The organism is Roseobacter sp., from assembly GCF_024639605.1.
GTDB lineage: Bacteria > Pseudomonadota > Alphaproteobacteria > Rhodobacterales > Rhodobacteraceae > Roseobacter.
Genome location: NZ_JAHEHZ010000020.1, coordinates 1 through 23,758, shown reverse-complemented (window position 1 = coordinate 23,758; position 23,758 = coordinate 1). Strand labels below are relative to the sequence as shown.

At 60.4% G+C, this 23,758-nt stretch carries 23 protein-coding genes; 12 read left to right on the top strand and 11 right to left on the bottom strand.

Features of this window, described 5'->3' with window-relative positions; all coding sequences use genetic code 11:
- Positions 1-9: 9 nt before the first annotated feature.
- From Q0M35_RS04575 to Q0M35_RS04560, 4 genes are read right to left on the bottom strand one after another with little or no spacing between them, the layout of a single operon-like run.
- Positions 10-1,197, bottom strand: coding sequence for an aminotransferase class I/II-fold pyridoxal phosphate-dependent enzyme (locus Q0M35_RS04575; protein ID WP_295313039.1), 1,188 nt, complete (start codon positions 1,195-1,197; stop codon positions 10-12).
- Position 1,198: 1 nt separating this feature from the next.
- Positions 1,199-1,726: a gamma carbonic anhydrase family protein gene (locus tag Q0M35_RS04570; RefSeq protein WP_295313038.1), complete on the bottom strand. Its 528-nt coding sequence runs from the start codon at positions 1,724-1,726 to the stop codon at positions 1,199-1,201.
- Complete coding sequence (gmk, locus tag Q0M35_RS04565) at positions 1,723-2,367, bottom strand: guanylate kinase (RefSeq protein ID WP_295313037.1); 645 nt, start codon at positions 2,365-2,367, stop codon at positions 1,723-1,725. The genes Q0M35_RS04570 and gmk overlap by 4 nt, the downstream gene beginning before the upstream one ends.
- Before the next feature lie 3 nt (positions 2,368-2,370).
- On the bottom strand, positions 2,371-3,261 hold the full coding sequence (locus tag Q0M35_RS04560; protein WP_295313036.1) for a YicC/YloC family endoribonuclease: 891 nt from the start codon (positions 3,259-3,261) through the stop codon (positions 2,371-2,373).
- 261 nt (positions 3,262-3,522) lie between these two features.
- Between Q0M35_RS04560 and Q0M35_RS04555 the strand changes: the two genes are divergently transcribed.
- Entirely contained in the window at positions 3,523-4,248 is a 726-nt protein-coding gene (locus Q0M35_RS04555; RefSeq protein WP_295313035.1) for a PAS domain-containing protein, read from the top strand.
- A 128-nt stretch (positions 4,249-4,376) separates the two neighbouring features.
- On the top strand, positions 4,377-5,009 hold the full coding sequence (locus Q0M35_RS04550) for a sulfotransferase family protein (protein ID WP_295313034.1): 633 nt from the start codon (positions 4,377-4,379) through the stop codon (positions 5,007-5,009).
- Between the two features lie 84 nt (positions 5,010-5,093).
- Here the strand turns inward: Q0M35_RS04550 and Q0M35_RS04545 are convergent, their stop codons facing one another.
- Positions 5,094-6,464: a class II 3-deoxy-7-phosphoheptulonate synthase gene (locus Q0M35_RS04545; RefSeq protein WP_295313033.1), complete on the bottom strand. Its 1,371-nt coding sequence runs from the start codon at positions 6,462-6,464 to the stop codon at positions 5,094-5,096.
- A gap of 193 nt (positions 6,465-6,657) precedes the next feature.
- Between Q0M35_RS04545 and Q0M35_RS04540 the strand changes: the two genes are divergently transcribed.
- On the top strand, positions 6,658-7,662 hold the full coding sequence (locus Q0M35_RS04540; protein WP_295313032.1) for a GlxA family transcriptional regulator: 1,005 nt from the start codon (positions 6,658-6,660) through the stop codon (positions 7,660-7,662).
- Between the two features lie 17 nt (positions 7,663-7,679).
- Positions 7,680-8,183 carry a GNAT family N-acetyltransferase gene (locus tag Q0M35_RS04535; protein WP_295313031.1) on the top strand — a complete coding sequence of 168 codons (504 nt, stop codon included), beginning with the start codon at positions 7,680-7,682 and terminating at the stop codon, positions 8,181-8,183.
- On the opposite strand, the gene Q0M35_RS04530 is transcribed toward Q0M35_RS04535, so the two are convergent.
- Positions 8,153-9,283, bottom strand: a complete 1,131-nt coding sequence (locus Q0M35_RS04530) for a PQQ-dependent sugar dehydrogenase (RefSeq protein WP_295313030.1) — start codon at positions 9,281-9,283, stop codon at positions 8,153-8,155. The two genes, Q0M35_RS04535 and Q0M35_RS04530, sit on opposite strands and share 31 nt — an antisense overlap.
- 182 nt (positions 9,284-9,465) lie before the next feature.
- Here Q0M35_RS04530 and Q0M35_RS04525 point away from each other — a divergent pair, with 182 nt between their 5' ends.
- From Q0M35_RS04525 to Q0M35_RS04500, 6 genes are all read left to right on the top strand, one after another.
- Positions 9,466-10,656 carry an ABC transporter substrate-binding protein gene (locus Q0M35_RS04525; protein WP_295313029.1) on the top strand — a complete coding sequence of 397 codons (1,191 nt, stop codon included), beginning with the start codon at positions 9,466-9,468 and terminating at the stop codon, positions 10,654-10,656.
- A gap of 96 nt (positions 10,657-10,752) precedes the next feature.
- Positions 10,753-11,535 (top strand): ABC transporter ATP-binding protein, encoded by a 783-nt coding sequence (locus Q0M35_RS04520; protein WP_295313028.1) that lies wholly within the window; start codon positions 10,753-10,755, stop codon positions 11,533-11,535.
- Positions 11,536-11,623: 88 nt separating this feature from the next.
- Positions 11,624-12,448, top strand: a complete 825-nt coding sequence (locus tag Q0M35_RS04515; RefSeq protein ID WP_295313027.1) for an ABC transporter ATP-binding protein — start codon at positions 11,624-11,626, stop codon at positions 12,446-12,448.
- A 2-nt stretch (positions 12,449-12,450) separates the two neighbouring features.
- The gene (locus Q0M35_RS04510) at positions 12,451-12,891 is read left to right on the top strand and encodes a hypothetical protein (RefSeq protein ID WP_295313026.1); all 441 of its coding nucleotides are present in this window, start codon (positions 12,451-12,453) and stop codon (positions 12,889-12,891) included.
- Positions 12,891-13,901, top strand: a complete 1,011-nt coding sequence (locus tag Q0M35_RS04505) for a branched-chain amino acid ABC transporter permease (protein WP_295313025.1) — start codon at positions 12,891-12,893, stop codon at positions 13,899-13,901. The genes Q0M35_RS04510 and Q0M35_RS04505 overlap by 1 nt, the downstream gene beginning before the upstream one ends.
- Positions 13,898-15,214 (top strand): branched-chain amino acid ABC transporter permease, encoded by a 1,317-nt coding sequence (locus Q0M35_RS04500; RefSeq protein WP_295313024.1) that lies wholly within the window; start codon positions 13,898-13,900, stop codon positions 15,212-15,214. Before Q0M35_RS04505 ends, Q0M35_RS04500 begins: the two co-directional genes overlap by 4 nt.
- A gap of 88 nt (positions 15,215-15,302) precedes the next feature.
- Here the strand turns inward: Q0M35_RS04500 and Q0M35_RS04495 are convergent, their stop codons facing one another.
- On the bottom strand, positions 15,303-16,847 hold the full coding sequence (locus tag Q0M35_RS04495) for a helicase HerA-like domain-containing protein (RefSeq protein WP_295313023.1): 1,545 nt from the start codon (positions 16,845-16,847) through the stop codon (positions 15,303-15,305).
- A 419-nt stretch (positions 16,848-17,266) separates the two neighbouring features.
- Here Q0M35_RS04495 and Q0M35_RS04490 point away from each other — a divergent pair, with 419 nt between their 5' ends.
- Entirely contained in the window at positions 17,267-17,911 is a 645-nt protein-coding gene (locus tag Q0M35_RS04490) for an invasion associated locus B family protein (protein WP_295313022.1), read from the top strand.
- Between the two features lie 53 nt (positions 17,912-17,964).
- Here Q0M35_RS04490 and Q0M35_RS04485 read toward each other — a convergent pair whose 3' ends face one another.
- Genes Q0M35_RS04485 through Q0M35_RS04470 form a run of 4 tightly spaced genes read right to left on the bottom strand, consistent with a single transcriptional unit; the run spans position 17,965 to position 22,168 of the window.
- On the bottom strand, positions 17,965-19,173 hold the full coding sequence (locus Q0M35_RS04485; protein WP_295313021.1) for a beta-ketoacyl-[acyl-carrier-protein] synthase family protein: 1,209 nt from the start codon (positions 19,171-19,173) through the stop codon (positions 17,965-17,967).
- An 8-nt stretch (positions 19,174-19,181) separates the two neighbouring features.
- Positions 19,182-19,439, bottom strand: a complete 258-nt coding sequence (locus Q0M35_RS04480) for an acyl carrier protein (RefSeq protein ID WP_295313020.1) — start codon at positions 19,437-19,439, stop codon at positions 19,182-19,184.
- A gap of 33 nt (positions 19,440-19,472) precedes the next feature.
- Positions 19,473-20,573, bottom strand: coding sequence for a UDP-3-O-(3-hydroxymyristoyl)glucosamine N-acyltransferase (locus Q0M35_RS04475; RefSeq protein WP_295313019.1), 1,101 nt, complete (start codon positions 20,571-20,573; stop codon positions 19,473-19,475).
- A gap of 32 nt (positions 20,574-20,605) precedes the next feature.
- Complete coding sequence (locus Q0M35_RS04470; protein WP_295313048.1) at positions 20,606-22,168, bottom strand: L,D-transpeptidase family protein; 1,563 nt, start codon at positions 22,166-22,168, stop codon at positions 20,606-20,608.
- Positions 22,169-22,524: 356 nt separating this feature from the next.
- Here Q0M35_RS04470 and Q0M35_RS04465 point away from each other — a divergent pair, with 356 nt between their 5' ends.
- A complete protein-coding gene (locus tag Q0M35_RS04465) occupies positions 22,525-23,094 on the top strand; it encodes a DUF882 domain-containing protein (RefSeq protein WP_295313018.1) in 570 nt (189 codons plus the stop codon).
- The last annotated feature ends 664 nt before the right edge of the window (positions 23,095-23,758 follow it).

The following is a 23,758-nucleotide window of genomic DNA, read 5'->3' as shown; positions in this document are numbered from 1 at the left end:
TCCCGCGGATCAGATCGCCCGTGCGGCCGCGACGGCGTCAGTGAAGACCCGGCACAGGGTATCGGGGTCCTCAAGACCCACGGAGATCCGGAAGAAGCCCTCGGACATGCCCAGAGCGGCGCGTTTTTCCGCCGTGAGCGCGCGGTGCGAAGAGGAGGCAGGATGCGAGATCGTGGTCCCCACATCGCCAAGTGTGGGTGCGAATGACAGCCCTTCGGCGGCGCGGGTAAAGGCATTGGCCTCTGCCCTGCCCCCGTCAAGCTCGAAGCTGACCATATTGCAGAAGCGCCCACCCAGCAGATCGTCGAGCAGGGCCCGGTCAGGATGATCGGCGCGACCGGGATAGAGCACGCGTTTCACGCCCTTCAGCGTTGTCAGATGGTCTGCCAGCGTGGCCGCCGTCGCCTGCGCGCGGTCAAACCTCAGATCAAAGGACAGCATGCCCCGTTCGGCGAGCCAGCAATCGAAGGGGCTCGCGGTCATGCCGGTCGTGACTGTAAAGACGCGCAGCCGGTCGTTGAGCGCCGCATCGCGGGCCGCAACCCAGCCCAGCATCACATCTGAATGCCCCGCCAGCAGCTTGGTCACGGAATGCAGCACAATGTCCGCGCCGAACTCAAAAGGCTTGAAGGCGCGCGGGGTGGTAAAGGTATTATCCACCACCAGCAGGACGCCCTTTTCCTGCGCGAGCCTTGCCAGCGCGCGGATATCGGCGACGCGCAGGGTCGGGTTGGAGACGACCTCAACAAGGATGATCCGGGTCTCGGGCCGCAAAGCTGCCCGCATGGCGTCGATGTCACCGGGGTCGGCCATCGAGGTCGCAACCCCCAACCGTGGCAGATCTTCGGCCATCATGCGCAATGAGCGTCCGTAAAGCTGGTTCCCGCCTATGACGTGATCGCCGGCTTTTGTCAGGCCAAGCAACACGGCGGAAACAGCGGCCATACCTGAGCTGGTCATCACCCCGGGGTGCGGCGCATTTTCCATCCGGTCGATCCGGCGGCCTGCGACATCCGCGTTGGGGTGGCCTTCGCGCGAATATGTGTAGCCCTGCAGCCTTCCCTCATACTGCTGGTCCAGCATATCTGGCGTCTCGGAGGCATAGACCACAGATGGGCTGAGCGGGGTAACCACGGGCCGCGATGCAGAGGCCGGCAGCGCGTCGGGGCGGACAATGGAGCCTTTTTCGTTCTTCATCTCAGTCACTGACCGGACGCAGATTATCACGAAAAAGGCGCATATTGTCCTGATAGTGCTCTGCCGAGGCCGTGAGCCCGGCGATGGCGGCTGCGTCCAGTTCGCGCACCACCTTGCCCGGGGCGCCCATCACGAGGCTGCCGTCCGGGATCACTTTGTTCTCCGTGATCAGCGCGCCCGCGCCGATCAGGCAGTTGTCCCCGATCTTTGCCCCGTTGAGCACCGTGGCTCCCATACCGATGAGAGAGTTGTTACCGATGGTGCAGCCGTGCAGCATGACCTTGTGCCCGATTGTGCAGTTCTCGCCGATGTTCAGCGGATAGCCGGCATCGACATGAAAGACGCAGTTCTCCTGCACATTCGAGCCGCGTCCGACGCGGATTTCTTCGTGATCAGCACGGATGGTCACACCAAACCAGACCGATGCGCCCTCCTCCAGCACGACCTTTCCGATCAGATTGGCGTCATGGGCAACCCAGGTGTCGGGGTGTATCTCGGGTGCGTTATCGCCCAGTGCAAAAAGTGTCATGTCAGATCCTCAAATTCGGATTGCAGGTGCCGGACGTGATCGGTGAGCCCGGGTTGCTGGCTGCGGCGCAGTCGCGTGGCCGAGATGATGGTTTTGAGCTGAGCTTCGGTGGCGTCGAGATCGTCGTTGATCAGCACATAGTCATAGCTGCCCCAGTGGCTGATCTCGTCCCAGCTTTTGTCCATGCGCCGCGCGATTGTCGCTGCGTCGTCCTGGCCGCGTTTCTCCAGCCGGCTGCGCAGTTCCGTGATGGAGGGTGGCAGCAGAAAGATCGACAGGGTATGGGCACTGAGCGCGCTGTTGGTGATCTGCTGGGCACCCTGCCAGTCGATATCAAAGAGCACGTCGCGGCCGTTGTCGATGGCCTCTTGCACGGGCGCGCGCGGCGAGCCGTAGAAATTACCGAAGACGTGGGCGTGTTCCAGCATCTCTTCTGCGGCGACCTGGGCTTTGAAGGCGCTGTCATTCACGAAATGGTATTCGCGACCATCCTCTTCGCCAGGGCGCGGCGCGCGGGTGGTGGCGGAGACGGAAAAGGCAATCTCCGGATCCCAGTCCCGCAGCCTGCGTGCCAGCGTCGATTTACCCGCCCCCGAGGGCGAGCTGAGAATAATAAGAAGGCCGCGCCGTGTCGCACTCATCGCTTACTCCACATTCTGCACCTGTTCGCGCATCTGATCGATGACCGCTTTGAGCGCGAGCCCGCAGCGTGTGAGATCTGTGCTCTGCGCTTTCGAGCACAGGGTATTTGCCTCACGGTTGAACTCCTGCATCAGAAAATCGAGCTTTCGCCCCACGGGGCCGCCTTCGGCGATCAGATCACGCGCGGCATCCACATGGGCGGCGAGCCGGTCGATTTCTTCGGTGATGTCCGCCTTCACGGCGATCAGGGCAAGTTCCTGTGCAACGCGATCCGAATCCGCACCGTCGCTGTTTTCAAGAACCCGCGCGAGGTTCCGTCTGAGCGTGTCGGCCATGGCACCCGAACGGGCCTGTGCCAGCTCTGCGGCCTGAACGGTCAGCCTGCGCACCTGTGACAGCTGGTCGGTCAGAACGTTTTCCAGCGCGGCCCCTTCGCTCTCGCGCATGGCGTTGAAAGCTGCGATCAGCACCGTGGCCTCCTGTGTCAGTGCTTTCATCAGCGGTACCACGTCATCATCGCTGCTGGTCTGTTCCAGAACGCCGCGCAGGGCTGCGATATCCGATGCCTTTGAGGGTGCCAGAGAGAGACCTGCGTCCATGGCGCGTGCTTCTATCTCGGCCATCGCAGCCAGGACAGCAGTCAGCTGTGTGTCGCTCACCTGCAGACTGCCGGCCTGCTCATCCCGCGCCATCCGCAGCGACAATGTGATATTGCCGCGCGCGGTTGCGGCGGTAAGCTCTTTGCGCAGAGCCGTTTCAAGACCGTCGATCCAGTCAGGCACCCGCAGACGCAGATCCTGCCCCTTGCCGTTCACCGAACGCAGCTCCCAGGTCCAGGTATGGGGTGGCAGGCTGCCGGTGGCGGAGGCATAGCCTGTCATCGAGCGGATCATTCAGCAGTCCTTTGTCTGAAACGTGATGACAGAGGCTTAGGGTGAAACACGACCCGCACGCAACCCCCGCCCGCCTCCGGGGGCCTGTCTGGCGCGCGGTTAACCAATTCGCAAGACAATCCGCCATTTTGTGAAAATTGTTGGTATTAATAATCTGGTAACCAGTACCGGCTGGCTGTGGACGCTTTGTCTGCGTGCCACCGGGATGAAAGTGAAGTTGATGCGCATGCTTTGGCGGGCGCGGTAATGAGGGTGCAGGTGATGGACAAACCAGAGCAAAACGCGCACAATGTGGTGAGTATGACGCAGCATGTAACACATTCCGGATATTCGCCGCTGGCGCAGGTCGAGGCCTACTGGGAAGCCCTGCGGGGGTCCCGTCTGATGCCGACGCGGGCCGAGATTGATCCGCGCGGGATCGAGCAAGCGCTGGAGTATTCGTTCATCGTGGAACGGATCGCGCCGGGCATTGCCCGCCTGCGCATTGCCGGCAGCCATCTGAGCGACCTGATGGGCATGGAAGTGCGCGGTATGCCGCTGACGTCGTTCATCACGCCGGGATCGCGCCGCCAGGTCAGTGACACGCTGGAAGAGGTCTTCGAGACACCGGCCACCTGTACGCTGCAACTGCACTCTGACGAAAGTGCGGGCATGCCGCCTCTTGAGGCCCGCATGTTGCTGATGCCGCTGAAAAGCGATCTGGGCGATGTGAGCCGACTGCTGGGCGTGATGATCGCTGTCGGCGAGATCGGACGCAGCCCGCGCCGGTTTGATGTGACAGGATCCAGTCTGCGACCGGTTGTGGCCGGTGCAGGCGCGGTCCCGGAAGACATGCCTGTCGAACCGCCGGTGCGCCCGCGCAAGCCCGAGCCGCGCCCCGCGACAGTTGCCGCACCGCCCGGATTTGCCGAAGAACGCCCGGGCTTTCGCAGTAAGATACCGCGCAAAGAGGCGCCGTATCTGCGGCTGGTGAAATCTGACGACTGAGACGACCTTCCTTTGATCAGGATCGCCGCCCGGACAGAATGTCCGGGCGGTTTTGTTTTGCACCAGACCGTTTTTGTGACACGCTGCCGGCGCAGGATTTTTCACGCATTCAGTCAAGGGATTCTACTATGGGTCTGAAAGTAATCGGGTCGGGATTTGGCCGAACCGGTACCAAGTCTGTGAAAGACGCGCTGGAAAAGCTGGGCTTCGGGCCCTGCCATCACATGTTCGAAGTTGTCGATGACCCTGATCGGGTGACCCCCTGGACGGAGTATGCCGCAGGCAGGCCGGTCGACTGGGGTGCGGTTTTTGACGGATTTTCATCTCAGGTGGACTGGCCTGGTGCCCATATCTGGCGCGAGCTCAGCGAGCTTTACCCGGAGGCAAAGGTTGTGCACACGCGCCGGCCCGAAGAAAGCTGGGCGCGCAGCTTCAGCAAAACAATCGGCACGCTGATGAATGAATTTGAGCAGATGCCCCTGCCACCGCATATCCTGGATATGATGACTATGGCGCGCGACAAGATCATTGGCGAGACCTTTGACGGCGATCACATGGACCACGATGTGCAGATCGCAGCCTACCGAAAACGTACCGATGATGTGGTCGCGGCCATACCGCCAGAGCGCCTGCTGATATTCGATGTGGCGGAAGGCTGGGCGCCGCTCTGTGCTTTTCTCGAGGTAGATGTGCCGGACACGCCTTTCCCGCATGAGAATCTGGAAGCGGATTTCTGGGAAAAGCTGAAACCGCCGGCCTGAGACAGTGCATGCGCCTGGCGCTCTTAGCGCACAACAAAAAGCCCGCAACAGATGTTGCGGGCCTTATCTTTCAGAGGCTGAAAGTCAGCCCGCCGCCTGGTCGCGATGCATTTCGCGCCGGTTCGACAGCTCTTCGGCAACGAGAAACGCAAGCTCCAGCGACTGGCTCGCGTTAAGACGCGGGTCGCAGGCGGTATGGTAGCGATCTGACAGGTCTTCATCGCTGACGGCCCGTACACCCCCGGTGCACTCGGTCACGTCCTGCCCTGTCATCTCAAAATGCACACCGCCCGGCACAGAGCCTTCGGCCGCATGTACGCTGAAGAATTCGCGCACTTCACGCAGCACTGAATCAAAGGGCCGTGTTTTGTATCCGGAGGACGATTTGATTGTGTTGCCGTGCATCGGATCACAGACCCATGTCACTTTTGCACCCTCTTCTTCGACACAGCGGATCAGGCGCGGCAGATGCTCGCCCACCGAACCTGCGCCAAAGCGCGCGATCAGCGTCAGACGGCCCGCCTCATTGGACGGGTTCAGTTTCGCCATCAACGCTTTGAGGTCATCGGTGGTCATTGTGGGGCCGCACTTGAGACCGATCGGGTTCTGCACACCGGAGGCAAACTCCACATGCGCGCCGTCAGGCTGACGCGTGCGGTCTCCGATCCAGATCATATGACCGGAACCTGCGAGCCATTTACCGGTGGTGCTGTCGACGCGGGTCAGTGCCTCTTCGTACTCCAGCAGCAGCGATTCGTGGCTGGTGTAGAATTCGACCGTTTGCAGCGTATGTGCGGTGTCCGGATTGACGCCGGCCGCCGACATGAAATCCAGCGTGTCGGAAATCCGGTTGGCAATCTCGCGGTAGGCTTCTGCCTTCTCGCTTTCGGTAAAGCCCAGCGTCCAGGCGTGCACCTGATGCACATCCGCATAGCCGCCCGTTGAAAAGGCACGCAGCAGGTTCAGCGTGGCGGCGGCCTGGGTGTAGGCGCGCATCATCCTCGCGGGATCGGGAATGCGGGCGCCCTCGCTGAAATCCAGTTCATTGATGATGTCACCGCGGTAGCTGGGCAGTTCCACACCGCCCACAGTCTCGGTCGGTGCCGACCGGGGTTTGGCAAACTGGCCGGCCATCCGTCCGACCTTGATCACCGGCACTTTGGCGCCGTGGGTCAGCACGATGGCCATCTGCAGCATGACCTTAAAGGTGTCGCGGATGGCATCCGAGCTGAACTGATCAAAGCTTTCCGCACAGTCGCCGCCCTGAAGCAGGAAAGCCTCGCCGCGCGACGCGGCCGCCAGATGTGACTTCAGACGCCGGGCCTCGCCTGCAAAAACGAGCAGGGGAAAGCGTGACAGTTCAGCCTCGACCGCCTGCAGGGCATCCTGATCCGGATAGTCCGGCATCTGGATCCGCGGTTTCGCGCGCCAGCTTGATTTTGTCCATTCTGTCATTTTCACTACTCCGGTCCGGGGCCCGCACGTATGCGAGCGCTCACATGTCAGCGCTCTCTATACAAAAGGCCAGGCGACATGACCATATCACAAATTCGTCCCCTTGACGTCGCTTTCTACCCATGTCCAAGTGACCTGAGCGCACCGCGGCACGGGCCGCACTGCGCAGGGGACACGAAATCAAGAGGCAGCAATGTCCACAGCCCGGCCTGCCGCCCGCACAGAGCCCGCCGCAGATAAACCGCGACGGTTCGTTTTTGTGCTGCTGGAAAATTTCACGCTGCTGTCTTTTGCTGCAGCGGTTGAGAGTCTGCGCATTGCAAACCGAATGGCGGAGAAAGAGCTTTATTCCTGGCAGATCATCGGTGAAGGCGGCGGCGTGATCAGCTGCTCGGCCGGCAGTGGTTTCACCCTCGACGGTGATCTGGGCGATTTGCAGCGCGACGACGTCGTGATGGTCTGCGGCGGTATTGACGTGCAGGCTGCAACCAACAAGCGCATCCTTGGCTGGCTGCGCCGCGAGGCGCGCAAAGGTGTCACGGTGGGCGGGCTCTGTACGGCGGCATACACACTGGCCCGTGCCGGGTTGCTTGACGGAAAAAAAGCGACGATCCACTGGGAAAATCAGGACAGTTTCGGCGAGGATTTTGAGGATGTGACGCTCACAAAATCGGTCTTTGTGATTGATGGTAACCGGATGACCACAGCCGGCGGAACATCGTCCATCGATCTGATGCTCAAGCTGATTGCCGATCAGCAGAGCGAAGATCTGGCCAATCTGGTGGCCGATCAGCTGATATACTCATCCATCCGCACCGATCAGGACACCCAGCGGCTTTCAGTGCCCACCCGCATCGGCGTGCGCCATCCCAAACTCAGCCAGGTTATCCAGATGATGGAGGCGAACATCGAGGAGCCGATCAGCCCCTCGGTTCTGGCGCGCGAAGTCGGCATGAGTACACGCCAGCTGGAACGCCTGTTCCGCCGGTATCTCAACCGCAGCCCCAAGCGCTATTATATGGAGCTGCGTCTGCAAAAAGCGCGCAACCTGCTGATGCAGACGGATATGAGCGTGATCAACGTAGCACTTGCCTGTGGCTTTGCCTCGCCCAGCCATTTCTCAAAATGCTACCGGGCGCACTATGATACCACGCCCTATCGCGAAAGGGGCAGCCACGCGGCCCGCCTGACGATTTGATCCGCACTGAGCGGCTTTTGCTCAGACGCGCGGTGCCAGGCGACCTTGATGCTTTCCATGAAATGATGACGGACGCGCTGGTGATGCGCTACTGGAGCCGTCCACCGCATACTTCTGTTGATGAAACGCGCAGGTTTCTGGAGCATATGATGCAGTACGATGCGCAGGATGTGGATGAATATGTGTTGGAGTATGAGGGCGGCTGCATCGGAAAGGCCGGATCCTGGCGCGCGCCTGAGATCGGGTATCTGCTGCATCCCGATCACTGGGGCAAGGGGTTTGCGACGGAAGCGCTGCAGGCGGTGATCCCCCGCTGCTTTGCAAAGTTTGCAGAGGCGCCGGCGCTTACCGCGGAATGCGACCCGCGCAATCGCGCGTCAGTGGCGCTGTTGCACAGGCTGGGATTCCGCCACCAGAAAACGGTCGAAAAAGACTTCCTCTACGGAGAGAGCGAATGGTGCGATACGGCCTGCTTCGCCCTGCCCCGGCTTCAGCCCCCGGCGCCCGATGACATGCGATAGACGGCGCCGTTTCCTGCCGCGATGAACCAGATTGATCCGTCCGGCGCCTCGATGATGTCGCGGACACGTCCGGTTTCCGGCGATTTAATCTGCGCCACTTCGCGCGCCGTGCCGCCGGAAATCTCGAGCCTCGAGATGTAGTCGAACTTCAGCGACCCCACAAACATATCACCGCGCCAGTCGGGAAACATATCCCCTGAGTAAATCAGCAGCCCCGAGGGCGCCATCGACGGATCCCAGTAAAACGCGGGCTGCTGCATACCCTCTTTCGCCGTCCCCTCTCCGATTTTGCCACCGGTGTAATGCCGCCCGTATGAAATCACCGGCCAGCCGAAATTTCCGCCTTTGCAGATCAGATTGACCTCGTCTCCCCCCCTTGCCCCGTGTTCGGCCGTCCAGAGGTTGCCGGAGGCATCAAGGCCCGCGCCCTGCGCGTTGCGGTGGCCATATGACCAAATCTCGGGCTGAATGCCGGCCTGACCGGTAAACGGGTTGTCTGCCGGGATGCTGCCATCCCGGTTGATGCGGATGACCGAGCCGTTGTGCAGGCTGCGGTCCTGAGCCGATGGCCGGTCGCCCCGGTCACCGATGGTCACGAAAAGAGTTCCGTCTGTGGCCTCAACCACCCGGCTGCCGAAATGCCGGCCGCCCGAGCCACCGGGTGCGGCCTCAAAAAGCTGGCGCACGCGTTCGAGACGGCGGCCGTCGTCCGAGAGCCGGGCTGAAGCAACCGCTGTTCCGCTGCCCCCTTGCTGGCGTTTGGAATACGTCAGCCAGATCTCGCGGGTGGTGGCAAAGTCGCGCGCCGGCGTGATGTCGAGAAGCCCACCCTGGCCCCTGTCGCGGACAGGTGGCACACCGCTGACGTCTGCTGCATTGCCCAAGCCGTCGAAATGCAGCAGACGGCCGTCTTTTTCAGTGACCAGAAATCCGCCACCAGGCAAGAGCGCCAGACCCCAGGGTGTATCAAGACCTTCTGCCATCAGCGTCAGACGCGGCGGCTCAGCGCTTTGTGCAGCCGACGTTTCCGGATGAACAAATATCCCCGCGACGCTCAGCGTGATGCCGAGGGCGGCAGACAGGCAGATCCTGACCGGCATGGCCGTTCTCCTTTTCACAGTTGCTCTTCGGAGATATAGAAAGCGCCGTTCTGATTGCCACGGGACACGCGCAGAAGTGATCAGCGCAACCTCTGGTACGCTTTGAAAATCCCTCTTTTGTTTTCCGGTTCGCCCGCATAACCTCAGCCGCGAACGTCAGGTTCCAACACGGGAGAAAACAAATGAAAAAGATGCTTCTGGCCAGCACGGCCGCAGCACTCGTGGCGACCTCTGCCTTTGCAGACGGACACGCCAAGGAAGTTAAACTGGGTATTCTGATCGGCTTCACCGGCCCGATTGAATCGCTGACAGGTCCGATGGCCGCAGGTGCCGAACTCGCGATGACCGAAGTGACCGAGAGTGGCAAACTGCTGGATGCGGCAACCGTTACGCCGATGCGGGCCGATACGGGCTGTATCGACAATGGACTGTCCACCTCCAACGCCGAACGCCTGATCGCCGACGGCATCAACGGGTTGATTGGTGGCGACTGCTCCGGTGTGACCGGTGCGATCCTGCAGAACGTCGCGATCCCCAACGGCATGGTAATGATTTCGCCTTCCGCGACGTCGCCGGGTCTTTCCACGGTAGAGGATAACGATCTCTTTTTCCGCACCGCGCCGTCAGACGCGCGTGAAGGTCAGGTTATGGCCGAGATCCTGCAGGAGCGTGGTGTTGAATCTATCGCTCTTACCTATACCAACAACGACTACGGCAAGGGTCTGGCGGATGCGATCGAGAGCAACTTCAAGGCCGTAGGCGGCGAAGTGACCATCGTGGCGGCCCATGAAGACGGAAAAGCTGATTATTCTGCTGAAATGGGCGCGCTGGCCTCTGCCGGTGGTGATCTGCTTGTTGTGGCCGGATACCTCGACCAGGGCGGTCTGGGCATCATCAATGCCGCCCTTGATACGGGTGCGTTCGATACATTCGGTCTGCCGGGTGGTATGATCGGTGACAGCCTTCCTGCCAATGTCGGCTCCGCTCTGAACGGCTCTTACGGCCAGATCGCGGGTTCCGGCGGTGAAGGCATCGAAAAGCTCAAGGAAATGGCGGGCGACGCGTTTGACGCAACTTCCCCCTACACGCCAGAGAGCTATGACGCCGCAGCGCTCTTCATGCTTGCGATGCAGGCTGCAGACAGCACGGATCCTGCGGATTATGGCAAGCACATCCTTCATGTGGCCAACGCCCCCGGCGAAAAGATCTATCCCGGTGAGCTTGCAAAGGCGCTCGATATTATTCGTGACGGCGGTGATGTCGACTACGTCGGTGCCTCTGCGGTTGAGCTGATCGGCCCGGGCGAATCCGCCGGCACATACCGGATGATCGAAGTCCAGGACGAGAAAAACGTCACAATCGGCTTCAAATAATCACGATCTGTGATACCTGAACAGCCCGGTGTGCAGACGCCGGGCTGTTTGTAATAAAAGGCACGCCAAAGATGTGCGGACCTCAGGGGACATGCAATGATCGTCGTTGACGACATTCACAAACATTTCGGCGGTTTTCACGCGGTCGACGGGGCCAGCCTGGAAATCCGGGAAGGCACGATAACCGGGCTGATCGGACCGAACGGCGCGGGAAAGACAACTCTTTTCAATGTGATCGCGGGTGTTCACGAGCCAACATCCGGCCGGGTGATGATGGATGGTGAGGATATCACCGGCCTGCCCCCGCATGCGCTTTTCCACAAAGGGCTGCTGCGCACCTTTCAGATCGCGCATGAGTTTTCATCGATGACCTGTCGCGAAAACCTGATGATGGTGCCGGGCAAACAGTCGGGTGAGACACTGTGGAACACATGGTTCGGACGCAAACGGATTGCGGATGAGGAACGCGCCCTTCGGGCAAAAGCCGATGAAGTCCTCGAATTTCTGACCGTCGGGCATCTGGCTGATCACAAGGCCGGGCAGATTTCGGGCGGCCAGAAAAAGCTGCTGGAGCTTGGCCGCACAATGATGGTCGATGCCAAGATCGTCTTTCTTGATGAGGTGGGCGCCGGTGTGAACCGCACCCTGCTCAATACCATCGGCGATGCCATTATCCGGCTCAATCAGGAGCGCGGGTATACTTTCGTGGTGATCGAGCACGACATGGATTTCATTGGCCGGCTTTGTGATCCGGTGATCTGTATGGCTGAAGGCAGAGTCCTTGCTCAGGGCACGCTGGACGAAATCAAAGCCAATGAGCAGGTGATCGAGGCGTATCTGGGCACCGGCCTAAAAAATAAAGACAAGGTTGGCGCATGACGGACCGGATGCACAGTCAGGCCCGTTCGCCGGACGCCCGGGATTTCCAGCCCGACAACGGATTTCTACGGACGCGGGGGGCGCGCGCATGAGTGACAAACCCTACGACGACAGAGGCAACAAGGATCTGTCGCTTGGCAATGCCAGGGGGATGGGAAATGCACATCCCGTACCGCAGGGTGGCAGATCGCGGCCTTCTCCCGGCGGGCCTTTTCTGATCGGAGAGAACATGACCGGTGGCTATGGCGCCGGCCCGGATATCCTGCATGACTGTACCATAGCTGTGGACCGTGGCGAGATCGCTGTGATCGTGGGACCCAACGGGGCCGGCAAGTCGACGGGCATGAAAGCAGTTTTCGGGATGCTGAACCTGCGTGAGGGTCATGTGAAACTCGATGGTGAGGATATCACCGATCTCAGCCCGCAGGCGCGGGTTGCCAGAGGCATGGGCTTTGTGCCGCAAACCTCGAATATTTTCACGTCGATGACGGTTGAAGAGAACCTCGAGATGGGCGCTTTTATCCGGACCGATGACATCCGCCCGACGATGGAGCAGATATACGACCTGTTTCCGATCCTGCGGGAAAAACGCAAGCAGGCGGCTGGTGAGTTGTCCGGCGGGCAACGCCAGCAGGTGGCCGTCGGTCGTGCCCTGATGACCCGGCCCAAAGTGCTTATGCTTGATGAGCCGACAGCCGGCGTGAGCCCGATTGTGATGGATGAGCTTTTTGATCGTATCATCGAAGTGGCGCGCACCGGTATTCCCATTCTGATGGTCGAGCAGAACGCGCGTCAGGCGCTGGAGATCGCCGACAAAGGGTATGTTCTGGTGCAGGGGCGCAATGCCTATACCGGCACAGGCAAAGAGCTGCTGGCTGATCCTGAAGTGCGTAAATCGTTTCTGGGGGGATGACTATGTTTCGCAACCGGATGGCCGTGATCTGGCCGGTTCTGCTGCTGGCAGCTTCAGGCGGACAGGCGCAGTCCACAGACGCGGACCGGCAGTCGCTTTTGTCATGCAAATTCGGACCTGCCTGCACGCGGGATAATGTCGAATGTGATGATTACGCCCGCTGGATCATCCTTCGGTACTACGAGGCGGAAGAGCGGTTCGCCCTGTTTAATGCGCTGAAGTCTTCCGAGCAGGAAGCGCTGGTGCGCGAGATGGGGGCGATGACGATCTTTGAAATTGAAGAAATCGGAGACGGTGAAAACCGCTTCGGATCCTCATTCCGGATGATCGTAGGTCCGACACTGGAAGCGGCGGTTCAGTCGGTCTCTGTCAGCCGTGAGGATGAAAGCGGTCTGACATTTCAGCCGGAAGCGCTGACCGGTATGTGCAGGGTGATTGAATAATGGATTTTCTCAACGCTTTCATCGCTTTGTCGAACTTTGTTCTTGTTCCTGCGATCGCATACGGCAGCCAGCTGGCGCTGGGCGCGCTGGGGGTCACACTGATCTATGGCATTCTGCGGTTCTCCAACTTTGCCCATGGCGACACGATGGCCTTCGGCGCGATGGTGACTGTCCTCTTTACCTGGCTGTTCCAGAGCTGGGGCATCAGTCTGGGGCCCCTGCCCACAGCACTTCTGGCGCTGCCGCTGGGCATCGCGGCATGTATGCTGCTGCTGCTGGCGACCGACCGGGTCGTTTACCGGTTTTACCGGGCGCAAAAGGCAAAGCCGGTCATTCTGGTGATCGTGTCTCTGGGTGTTACCTTTATCATGAACGGTATCGTGCGGTTCATCATCGGCCCGGATGATCAGCGGTTTCTCGACGGTGAACGCTTCATCGTCTCCGCACGCACCTTCAAAGAAATGACCGGCCTCGAAGAAGGACTTGCGATCAAAACGACCCAGGGCATTACCCTGATCACAGCCGTTATTGTTGTCGCCCTGCTCTTCTGGTTTCTCAACCGGACGCGGACAGGTAAGTCAATGCGCGCCTACTCCGATAATGAGGATCTGGCACTCTTGTCGGGCATCAACCCTGAACGGGTTGTGATGATCACCTGGCTGATCGTAGCGGCGCTGGCGACCATTGCGGGTGTGCTTTACGGGCTCGACAAGTCATTCAAACCCTTCACCTATTTCCAGCTGCTCCTGCCGATTTTTGCCAGTGCCATCGTCGGCGGTCTTGGCAACCCGATCGGTGCAATTGCCGGTGGATTTGTAATCGCTTTCTCGGAAGTGACCGTCACTTATGCCTGGAAAAAGGTGCTTGGCTATCTGATGCCTGAGAGCCTTGAGCCCGACGGCCTCGTGCAGTTGCTGAGCACCGACTACAAACTGGCGGTGAGCTTTCTTATTCTGCTGATTGTGCTGCTCTTTAAGCCGACAGGGCTCTTTCGGGGGAAAGCGGTATGAACAGTGCTTTGAAAAATACGCTGCTCTTTGCTGTGGTCGGGCTGATGATCCTTTACACCGGCTTTGCGCAGAGCTGGAATACGGCCCTGCTTATTCTGAATATGGGCCTTATTTCGGCGATCATGGCACTGGGGGTAAACCTGCAATGGGGGTTTGCCGGGCTCTTTAACGTCGGGATCATGGGGTTTGTGGCACTTGGCGGGCTGGCTGCCGTGCTGATGGGCATGCCGCCGACCCCGGGTGCATGGAGTGCCGGCGGGTGGAACATCCTGGCGGCCTTTGTTTTTGCGCTGCTGACGGTGGTGGCCGTGGTGATGGTGCGCGGACGCATGCGCGCGGGCTGGGCGCGTGGTGTGGTAATCATCGCTATGATGATCGCGGGCTTCTTTATCTACCGCGCGCTTTTTGACCCCGGTGTCGAGGCTGTTGAGGCGATCAATCCGGCGCTGACCGGTTTTCTCGGCGGGCTTGGCATCGAACGCGGACTCTGGGTCGCGCTGGCCTGGCCTGTGGGCGGGCTTTTTGCGGCGGCAGCCGCCTGGGTGATCGGCAAGACGGCGCTCGGGCTGCGCTCTGATTATCTGGCAATTGCGACCCTTGGCATTGCCGAGATCATCATCGCGGTGCTGAAAAATGAGGACTGGCTGGCGCGGGGCGTGAAAAACGTTGTCGGCCTGCCCCGCCCTGCGCCTTTTGAGATCGATTTGCAGAATGATCCTGGCTTTGTCGAGAGAGCGGCCGGCTACGGGATGGATCCGGTCACGGCCTCGACGCTATACGTAAAGCTGGCCTATGCAGGGCTTTTCACGGTCGTTCTGGTGATCCTGCTGGTCATGGCGCAACGCGCGCTGCACAGCCCGTGGGGGCGGATGATGCGGGCAATCCGCGACAACGAAGTGGCAGCCGAAGCGATGGGCAAAGACGTCACTGCCCGGCACCTGCAGATTTTCGTGCTGGGCTCGGCGGTCTGCGGGATCGCGGGTGCGATGATGACAACGCTCGACGGGCAACTGACACCGGGCACCTATCAGCCCTTGCGGTTTACGTTTCTGGTCTGGGTCATGGTGATTGTCGGCGGCTCGGGCAATAACTTCGGCGCAGTGCTGGGCGGTTTCCTGATATGGTTCCTGTGGGTGCAGGTCGAACCGATGGGACTGTGGCTGATGGAACTGATCACCTCGGGCATGGCGGATGGCTCGCCGCTGAAGGCACATCTCATCGAGAGTGCAGCGCATATGCGGCTCTTTACGATGGGCCTGGTGCTGCTGCTTGTGCTGCGGTTCAGTCCGCGGGGCCTTATCCCTGAGCGCTGATACGCAGTACCGGCCAGCGGACGCCGCCCTGACGGACGGCGACACTTTTTGTGATTATGCGTAGCGTGAGGCGGACATGCGCCGGCGATCAGCGACCTCTGAACAGACCGCCGAGGATGCCGCGCACGATGCGACGGCCGGTGGTGCCTTTCAGCTCTTTCAGCACGGCGGTGGCGACTGCCGAGCCGAGGGTATCCGGCTGGCGGGTGCTGCGCCGTGAGGTAGAGCGCGGCACGCCGGTGCCTGAGTAGCGCCTGCCTGCGTTGAATTCCCGTTCGGCGGCAGAGGCTTCTTCTGCTTCGGCCTCAGCCTTTTCGGCCTCTTTCGCTGCGTCTTCGGCACGCGCCTGCAGAATTTCATACGCCGATTGCCGGTCGATCGCATTTGTATAGGTCGCCTGCAACGGCGAAGCGGCCACCAGGTCTGCGCGTTCGGCAGCTGTCACCGGTCCCAGTTGCGAGGACGGCGGGCGGATCAGAGTTCGCTCGACAATGCCGGGCACGCCCTTTTTCTGCAGCATGGAGGTGACGGCCTCGCCCACCCCCACTTCGCGGATTGCGGCTTCGGTGTCGAAGGCGGGGTTCTCGCGGTATGTCTGCGCGGCCATGCGCAGCTCTTTGCGGTCTTTGGCGGTGAAGGCGCGCAGCGCATGCTGGATGCGGTTGCCGAGCTGGCCCAGAATGTCGTCCGGCACATCGGCAGGGTTCTGGGTGATAAAGTAAACGCCGACGCCCTTGGAGCGGATCAGACGGGCCACCTGTTCGACCTTGTCCACCAGCGCTTTGGGCGCGTCGTCAAACAAAAGATGCGCCTCGTCGAAAAAGAACACGAGCTTTGGTTTGTCCGGGTCACCTACCTCGGGCAGTTCCTCAAAGAGTTCCGAAAGCAGCCAGAGCAGGAAGGTGGCATAAAGTGCCGGTGAGGCCATGAGTTTGTCGGCGGCCAGAATGTTGATCTGACCGCGCCCGTCCGTCGCCGTGCGCATCAGATCGCTGAGTGCCAGCGCGGGCTCGCCGAAAAGACCGGTTCCGCCCTGGTTTTCAAGCACCAGCAGCCGGCGCTGGATCGCACCGATGGAGGCGGTGGAGACATTGCCGTAGCGCAGCGAGAGCTCTTTTGCATTCTCACCCGTCCAGACCAGCAGCGCCTGCAGGTCCTTGAGATCCAGCAGCGGCAGACCCTCTTCGTCAGAGAGCCGGAATGCGATGTTGAGAATGCCCTCCTGCGCCTCTGTAAGATCCAGCAGACGCGCCAGCAGCAAGGGGCCCATCTCTGAGACGGTCGTGCGCACCGGATGCCCCTGGTCACCGAAGATGTCCCAGAAGATCACCGGGAAGGCGGAATAACCGTAATCGTCAAACCCGATTTTAGCCGCGCGCTCAGCAAAGGCCTCATGCAGTTTATGCGTCTCAGAACCCGGTTTCGCGAGCCCCGAAAGATCGCCCTTCACGTCTGACAGAAAGACCGGCACACCCGCTGCTGAAAACCCTTCCGCGAGGATTTGCAGCGTAACGGTCTTGCCTGTCCCGGTAGCGCCCGCGACCAACCCGTGACGATTGGCGTATTTCAGGCTCAGATGCTGCTGCGTGCCGTAATCCGGGCCACCGCCGCCGACGAAGATCTCATCTGTCATAGTTCCTCACTGTCCCCCGCAGGCTTTATTCTGACCGACCATACGTTCTTAAGCTTTTTGTGCCAGAACTTTCCTGTCCGGGCGTTCAGTTATGTCCTTTCCGTCCGGACATCCTCCCTGTCAGACTGGGCCGTGCCGCTTGTCGGTACGGCCATTTTTTTTAACCGCTGACAGGGGCTTCGGCGGCGCGCCGGTTTTTCGGTTGACGCCTGTCTGCACGTTGCGTAGGCTCTGCGCTAATAAGTCGGCCAGTCCGACGGGGAGAAAAAAATCGGGGAAAAGGGATGCTTTTGCGTCCCTTTTTCTTTGAAGAGCGGGCGGGACATCTGATACGCAAAAACGAACGCCAGGCGCCCGCACTCTGGCCCTTGCACCGGCACCATGCCTGTTCGTGACACTTGAAAATATACGGAGCTTCTATGCCCAGAATCACCACTCTTCTGACAGCGGCGATGATATCGGCGGCCCTGACCGGCGGCACGGTACATGCGCAGACCACGACCACCGAAAGCACCGGGACCGAAACCGGAACGGCGACGGAAACCGGCACCGGAACAGCCGGTGCCAACAGCGATCTGAGCCTCGGAGAGGTCGAGACAGGCCCGCAAACAGGCGAAGCCTATGTCACCGAGACCATCGGGCCGTGGTCAATCCGCTGTGTTAAAACCGATACGGACAATGACCCGTGCCAGATGGTGCAGCTTCTTGAAGACGCGCAAGGGTCGCCGATCGCCGAGTTCTCGCTCTTCCGACTCGCCGACGGGGGCCAGGCAGAAGCGGGCGCGACTGTAATCGTGCCGCTCGAAACCGCTCTGCAGCAGCAGCTGAGCATCCGTGTCGATCAACAGCAGGGTAAACGTTACCCGTATGCGTTCTGTAACCCGGTCGGTTGCTACGCCCGCATCGGGCTGACGGCGGATGACGTGGCAACCTATAAGCGGGGCAACGAGGCAGTTCTGAGCATCATACCGGTGGCCGCACAGGACCAGCGGGTTGATGTCACGCTGTCGCTTGAGGGCTTCACGGCGAGCTATGACAAGGTGTCGAGCGTCACACCTGAGTAAAAATCATCCAGGTGCCGGGCGTTTCTTCCGGCACCTGAAACGCCCCTGACTGATCAGACAGCGCGCAGCGCCAGCACCGCGTTCATGCCACCGAAGGCAAAGGCGTTCGAAAGGCTGACAGTCACCTTCGCGTTTCGCGCCTCATTGGGCACCACATCAAGCGCACATTCGGGATCTGCTTCTTCATAGCCGATTGTGGGCGCGATAATCCCGTCACGCAGCGCCATGATGCAGGCCAGCAGTTCCACAGCACCCGTGCCGCCGATCAGGTGACCGTGCATGGATTTGGTCGAGGACATCATCAGCTGGTCCGCGTGCGGCCCGAAAACGTCAGCCACAGCAGCGCATTCAGTTTTGTCATTGGCCGCCGTGCCTGTGCCGTGAGCGTTGATATAGCCCACTTCGTCACGGTTGATCCCGGCGTCGGCCAGCGCACCTGCCATCGCCCGGGATGCGCCGTTTTTAGAGGGCATCACGATGTCTGAGGCATCTGACGACATGGCAAAACCCGCCACTTCGCAAAGGATCTCCGCCCCGCGCGCTCTGGCGCGTTCCATTTCCTCGAAGACAAAGACCCCTGCCCCCTCCCCCTGCACCATCCCGTTGCGGTTAGCTGAAAACGGGCGGCAGGCATCGCGGCTCATCACACGCAGCCCTTCCCAGGCCTTGACGCCACCGAAACAGAGCATGCTTTCAGAGCCGCCCGTGACCATCACCGGCGCCATGCCCGAGCGGACCATTGAAAACGCCTGGGCCATGGCGTGATTGGATGAGGCGCAGGCGGTGGAAACCGTGAAAGACGGCCCCTTGAGATTGTGCTCCATGCTCACGTGGCTCGCGGCCGCGTTATTCATGAGCTTGGGCACGACAAAGGGATGCACGCGGTTTTTCCCGTCTTCATAGACCGACCGGTAATTGTCGTCCCATGTGCTGACCCCGCCACCGGCAGTACCAAGAACGACGCCGGCTTTGGCAGCAAGCTCGCCGGTGAAGGTAATGCCGGACTGATCAATTGCTTCGCGCGCGGCGGCCAGAGTGAACTGGGTAAACCGGTCATAGAGGGAAATCTGCTGGCGGTTATAGCGACCTTCGGCCTCAAATCCGCGTACCTGCCCGCCGATGCGGATCGAGAGCCGTTCCACGTCGCGCAGAGAAAGTTCACCAATGCCGCAGCGGCCTTCGCGCATGGCTTCCAGCGTTGCGGGCACATCGTGACCCAGCGCATTGATCGTGCCGGCTCCTGTGATGACAACGCGGTGCATGTGATCTGTCAGCTCTGCTCGGCGCGCAGCCGTTCAATCCCGTCAACGATTGAGGCGACGGTCGATATGTCAAAATCACTCTCGGAGGGGGCATTGGCGTTGAAGGGCACCGAAATGTCGAATGTTTCTTCAATCGCGAATATGCATTCCACAAGGCCAAGGCTGTCGATCCCGAGCTCGTCCAGCGTGCTCTCGGTCGTAACATCCGAAGGTTCCAGCACGGCCTGTTCGGCGATGATGCTGATGACCTTGTCGCGGGTACTCATCGGGAGGTCCTCCGTGCCGTTGTCGCCTGTGATTTAGTCACTGGTGTCTGATTTGGAAACCGCTTTCTTGAGCGCCGTAAACTCCTTCATCAGCCTCGGAAGGCGTCGCAGAGCCTTGTAGATTTCGACATTGGTTTCCATTTTAGTGGCCGGCGCGCCGAGGATGGTTCGTCCGGCGGGCACGTTGGAGAAGATCTTGCTGGCGCCGCCCGCAATCACCCGGTCGCCAACGAAAATATTATCATTTACGCCGACCTGACCGCCCAGCACCACGTTGTTGCCGATGACCGACGAGCCCGCCATGCCGCATTGTCCGCAAAGCAGGCAGTCGTTGCCGATCACACAGTTATGGCCGATCTGCACGAGGTTATCGATTTTTGTCCGGTCTCCGACGCGCGTGTCGCGGATGGTGCCGCAGTCGATGGTGGAATTGGCCCCGATCTCGACGTCATCGCCGATGGTGACCGACCCCAGCGAGTGGATGCGGGCCCATGACTGCGATGTGGTCTCTTCCTGGTCGCGCATATTGTTGCGCGCGGCCTCGACGCCCGAGCGCTCGGCCGTTGAAAAGGAAAACCCGTCACCGGCAATCCGCACGCCGGGTTGCGCGATGAAACGTGCGCCGATGGTTGCGCGTGCGCCGACTGAAACATGTTCGCGCAGAAAGCCGCCGTCGCCTATCACGGCGTTCCAGCCGACAAAGCAATGCGGGCCGATGACGGTTCCGGCCCCGATTTTTGCGCCGGCTGAAATGACTGAAAAGGGGCCGACGCTTACGTCGTCGCCGAGCTCTGCCGAAGGGTCAATCAGCGCTGTTTCATGGATACCCGGTGCGAACCCCTGACCGGGGTCCATGAGCCGCGTCAGGCTTGTCATCGCATAGCGGGGTCGCGCCGGGATGATTGCGGCTTTGAGACCCAGCGCCTGCCAGTCCGCGCCTTGCCAGAGCAGTGCCACGAGGGCCTGCCCCTGCCCGAGCTGTTCTGCATACCGGGGCTGCGTGGCCATTGCCAGCTCCTGCGGGCCGGCACTTTGCGGCTCGGCCGCGCCGGTGATGCGCAGCGTGGTATCGCCCAGGGCTTCGGCACCCAGAGCGATCGCGATTTCAGATACGCTGAATGTGGTTTCCGTCATCGTATCCCGCCCCTGCCCGTTCACGGGCAGACTTAACCCTGTACGGCGCGCAATGCCACCCCCGCCTGTGACAGAGCGTTCCAGATCCGGCCGTCGCGACCATAGATATCGCGGCGGAACTGCACCTTACCACGCCCGTCAGCAAAAGCGGTCCGGTAAATGATATGCACAGGTACCGGCTTTTCGAGGTAAACGGTCTGCTCGGTGCCGGTGGCCAGTTTGGCCTGGAAGAACCCCTGCGGATCTCCGGTCTGTTTCGCCAGCAGCGCATAGGCGAAATCAAACGGGTCTGCGAGGCGGATACAGCCATGGCTGTAGGCACGGACTTCGCGGCCGAACAGGTTCTTGGCCGGAGTGTCATGCAGATAGATGTTGTGCTTGTTGGGGAACATGAACTTCACCAGCCCGAGAGCGTTGCCGCGGCTGGGGGGCTGGCGCATGGAAAAGGGGAAGCTGCGCGCGTTAAACTGCGAGAAGTCGACAGCCGAACGGTCAATGCGGCGGCCCTGACGGTCGGTGATTTCGATGTGGTTTACCGCATAGGCGTCTTTCTGCAGTTCCGGAAGGTATTCTTTGGTGACGATCGACCGCGGAACGTACCAGCTCGGATTGATCACCATGAATTCCATCACGTCCGAGAACTCCGGCGACTGACGGTCGGAGGCGCGGTGCCCGATGACCGAACGGGTTGAAAAGGTCTCTTTGCCGTTGTCAAAGATTTTGGCGGTGAAGTCGGCAAGATTAACCTCGATATGGCGCTTGCCGCGCTCCATGTTCGTCCAGCGTTCCCGCTCCATGGCAACGACAACAGACTGCAGGCGCTCTGCAACAGAGATGTTAATTTCCGCCATCGTGCCGGGCCCGACCACGCCGTCTTCTGCCAGACCATGCGCGCGCTGAAAGGCGAGTACGGCTTTGACCATATCCTCGTCGTAGATCTGTCCGGCGCTGCGCTTCATGTGCCCCATCCGGTACAGACGGTTGCGCAGTTCCACCACATTGGAGCCCGACGCACCGGGTTTGAGAGTTTTGGTATGCACCGTCTCGCCCCAGCCGCCTTTTGACAGCAGCCGCTCCAGACGCAGTTTTTCTTTCATCAGCGCGTTATATTCGCGGCTTGCTGGCGGCAGCGCCTTCATGAAGCCGTCCGGCGAGGATTTGACAAAGTTCACCAGATAAGACCCGCGTTCACGATACGGCACCTGCCGTACGATCGCCTTATCCACACGCGACGGCACAAGGACACCGGTCTGCACATCGCGGGCGTATTGCAGGAAGGTGCGGCTGAGGTCGACCTCAAGTGCGCCGAGATCTGCTGCACTGCGCGCAGTGCGCATGCGGGTTTCAAGTCCGGCGAGATCGTACCGTCCGGAAGGCAGCCCGTGATTGCCCGCCTCGCTCAGGGCCGCGATCAGGGCCGCACGTCGTTTACGGTCGCGCCCGTTCCCGGTCCAGATACTGTCATAGCCGTTTGCTTTATAAAACGCGGCGATTTCGGCATCGCGCGCTGCGGCAGTTGCGACGGCCTGCCGGAAAGCTGTGCTCTGCATCTGGGCAGCCAGAGGCGCAGGCGTGACGGTCAGAACGACAACCATAGACAGAATCGCCACAAGGGCGTTCCGGAGCGTCAAAGGCAAAAGCGTGATCATTGTTAATCCTCACATTCAGGGCGGCCCGACGTGTGTGCCGTTGCCGGCGGGGGCGTGTCCAATAACATTTCCGGGTTTTGTCAAGGAAACGTGAAAATGATGCAGTTACGCACCGGTTCCGTATAAAAAGCTCTCCCACCGGGCATTGGCGGTTTTTTGCCTAAAATTGAGCAGAAATAGGGCATTGCGTTTTCACGTCTTGGTTAACAATCGTCTCTATGACATACAACTGTTGCATCTGGGACAGAGATGACGTGCCCGTGTAACATCACGGGTCAGGCAGGAACGAGGCAATAAATGCTATGATGAAAGACAGCTCAGCGGGCCTTTCAAGGCGTGCGTTACTGAAAGCTTTTGCCGCGACAACAGTGGTCGCCGCACCAACCTACGCAAACGCAGCAGGTTTCCTCAGAGGATCAGGCGATATCAGGCGGATCCGGATGTATTCGGGGCGTACCGGCGAACGTATCGACATGATTTACTGGATCGAAGGCAAGTATGTCGCCGAAGCAGTCAAAGAGGTGAATCATTTCATGCGGGACTGGCGCACTGATGGCGTCAAATCCATGGACCTGCGCACGGTCGACATCATGTCGGCGGCGCACAATATGATGGATGTCAGTGAGCCCTATATGCTGCTCTCGGGGTATCGCAGCCCGCAGACCAACGCGATGCTGCGCGCACGCAGCCGGCGGGTGGCGAAAAATTCGCTGCACATGCAGGGCCAGGCCGCTGATCTGCGGCTGTCGACCCGGTCGGTCAACCAGATGGCCAAAGCTGCGGCGGCCTGCCGGGGCGGCGGTGTCGGGAAATACTCCGGGTCCAACTTCGTGCACATGGACTGTGGCGTTGTCCGGACATGGGGTCGCTGACCTGCTCTGAAGTCTGACACACCAGAGGCGGCCTGCGGGTCGCCTTTCTGGTATCGGGAAGGGCATCGCGCCGGGGATGCCGGGTGGCTGACCGATAGTCTTGCATCAGCCGGAACCTCTTTCCGCCTCTGTAAAAGCGGGCTGTGCGCCACCGGATGTTCTCACGCCGCTGCCCTGCCCTGCTTCAAACGCGGCCATACGGTAATTTCCGCAACCCGAACAGCAGGCATTACATGCCTCCTCCGCGCACAGAGAACAGACCCCTGTTTCCCGCTGAGAATTCATAGCCGTCGCTGTCGTGGCCGGCACCCGTGTCCTGAGACCCGCAACCCGGGCGTTTGTCGCTTACCTTTACGCAAGCCGGATAAAAGCCGTGCGATGCGGTTCGTAACCAGGGCATAACTTCGAAAGAATGCCGTGCGCCGGTCTCATACGCCGGTTCCGGAGGAAAGTCCGGAATAGCCGGGCCGGACACCGGGCCTCCACCGAAGTGCAGGTCTGACGCACTGCACACCTTTGACCCAACCGCTGCGCCTGGATGTGCCGGCGGGCGCCACCGACGATCCCGGCGGCGGATGCAGATGCCTCAGAGAAACGACACTCCGTTCTCGTTCATCGGCAGGCGGCTGATGCGCAGATCGCCTGCCGCCGCGATGGCATTGGC

What these genes read in the sequence shown, in the direction of transcription:
- Q0M35_RS04575 (WP_295313039.1), bottom strand. Translation starts at nt 1,197, where the DNA reads ATGAAGAACGAAAAAGGCTCCATTGTCCGCCCCGACGCGCTGCCGGCC.
- Q0M35_RS04570 (WP_295313038.1), bottom strand. Translation starts at nt 1,726, where the DNA reads ATGACACTTTTTGCACTGGGCGATAACGCACCCGAGATACACCCCGAC.
- gmk (WP_295313037.1), bottom strand. Translation starts at nt 2,367, where the DNA reads ATGAGTGCGACACGGCGCGGCCTTCTTATTATTCTCAGCTCGCCCTCG.
- Q0M35_RS04560 (WP_295313036.1), bottom strand. Translation starts at nt 3,261, where the DNA reads ATGATCCGCTCGATGACAGGCTATGCCTCCGCCACCGGCAGCCTGCCA.
- Q0M35_RS04555 (WP_295313035.1), top strand. Translation starts at nt 3,523, where the DNA reads ATGGACAAACCAGAGCAAAACGCGCACAATGTGGTGAGTATGACGCAG.
- Q0M35_RS04550 (WP_295313034.1), top strand. Translation starts at nt 4,377, where the DNA reads ATGGGTCTGAAAGTAATCGGGTCGGGATTTGGCCGAACCGGTACCAAG.
- Q0M35_RS04545 (WP_295313033.1), bottom strand. Translation starts at nt 6,464, where the DNA reads ATGACAGAATGGACAAAATCAAGCTGGCGCGCGAAACCGCGGATCCAG.
- Q0M35_RS04540 (WP_295313032.1), top strand. Translation starts at nt 6,658, where the DNA reads ATGTCCACAGCCCGGCCTGCCGCCCGCACAGAGCCCGCCGCAGATAAA.
- Q0M35_RS04530 (WP_295313030.1), bottom strand. Translation starts at nt 9,283, where the DNA reads ATGCCGGTCAGGATCTGCCTGTCTGCCGCCCTCGGCATCACGCTGAGC.
- Q0M35_RS04525 (WP_295313029.1), top strand. Translation starts at nt 9,466, where the DNA reads ATGAAAAAGATGCTTCTGGCCAGCACGGCCGCAGCACTCGTGGCGACC.
- Q0M35_RS04520 (WP_295313028.1), top strand. Translation starts at nt 10,753, where the DNA reads ATGATCGTCGTTGACGACATTCACAAACATTTCGGCGGTTTTCACGCG.
- Q0M35_RS04515 (WP_295313027.1), top strand. Translation starts at nt 11,624, where the DNA reads ATGAGTGACAAACCCTACGACGACAGAGGCAACAAGGATCTGTCGCTT.
- Q0M35_RS04510 (WP_295313026.1), top strand. Translation starts at nt 12,451, where the DNA reads ATGTTTCGCAACCGGATGGCCGTGATCTGGCCGGTTCTGCTGCTGGCA.
- Q0M35_RS04505 (WP_295313025.1), top strand. Translation starts at nt 12,891, where the DNA reads ATGGATTTTCTCAACGCTTTCATCGCTTTGTCGAACTTTGTTCTTGTT.
- Q0M35_RS04500 (WP_295313024.1), top strand. Translation starts at nt 13,898, where the DNA reads ATGAACAGTGCTTTGAAAAATACGCTGCTCTTTGCTGTGGTCGGGCTG.
- Q0M35_RS04495 (WP_295313023.1), bottom strand. Translation starts at nt 16,847, where the DNA reads ATGACAGATGAGATCTTCGTCGGCGGCGGTGGCCCGGATTACGGCACG.
- Q0M35_RS04490 (WP_295313022.1), top strand. Translation starts at nt 17,267, where the DNA reads ATGCCCAGAATCACCACTCTTCTGACAGCGGCGATGATATCGGCGGCC.
- Q0M35_RS04485 (WP_295313021.1), bottom strand. Translation starts at nt 19,173, where the DNA reads ATGCACCGCGTTGTCATCACAGGAGCCGGCACGATCAATGCGCTGGGT.
- Q0M35_RS04480 (WP_295313020.1), bottom strand. Translation starts at nt 19,439, where the DNA reads ATGAGTACCCGCGACAAGGTCATCAGCATCATCGCCGAACAGGCCGTG.
- Q0M35_RS04475 (WP_295313019.1), bottom strand. Translation starts at nt 20,573, where the DNA reads ATGACGGAAACCACATTCAGCGTATCTGAAATCGCGATCGCTCTGGGT.
- Q0M35_RS04470 (WP_295313048.1), bottom strand. Translation starts at nt 22,168, where the DNA reads ATGGTTGTCGTTCTGACCGTCACGCCTGCGCCTCTGGCTGCCCAGATG.
- Q0M35_RS04465 (WP_295313018.1), top strand. Translation starts at nt 22,525, where the DNA reads ATGATGAAAGACAGCTCAGCGGGCCTTTCAAGGCGTGCGTTACTGAAA.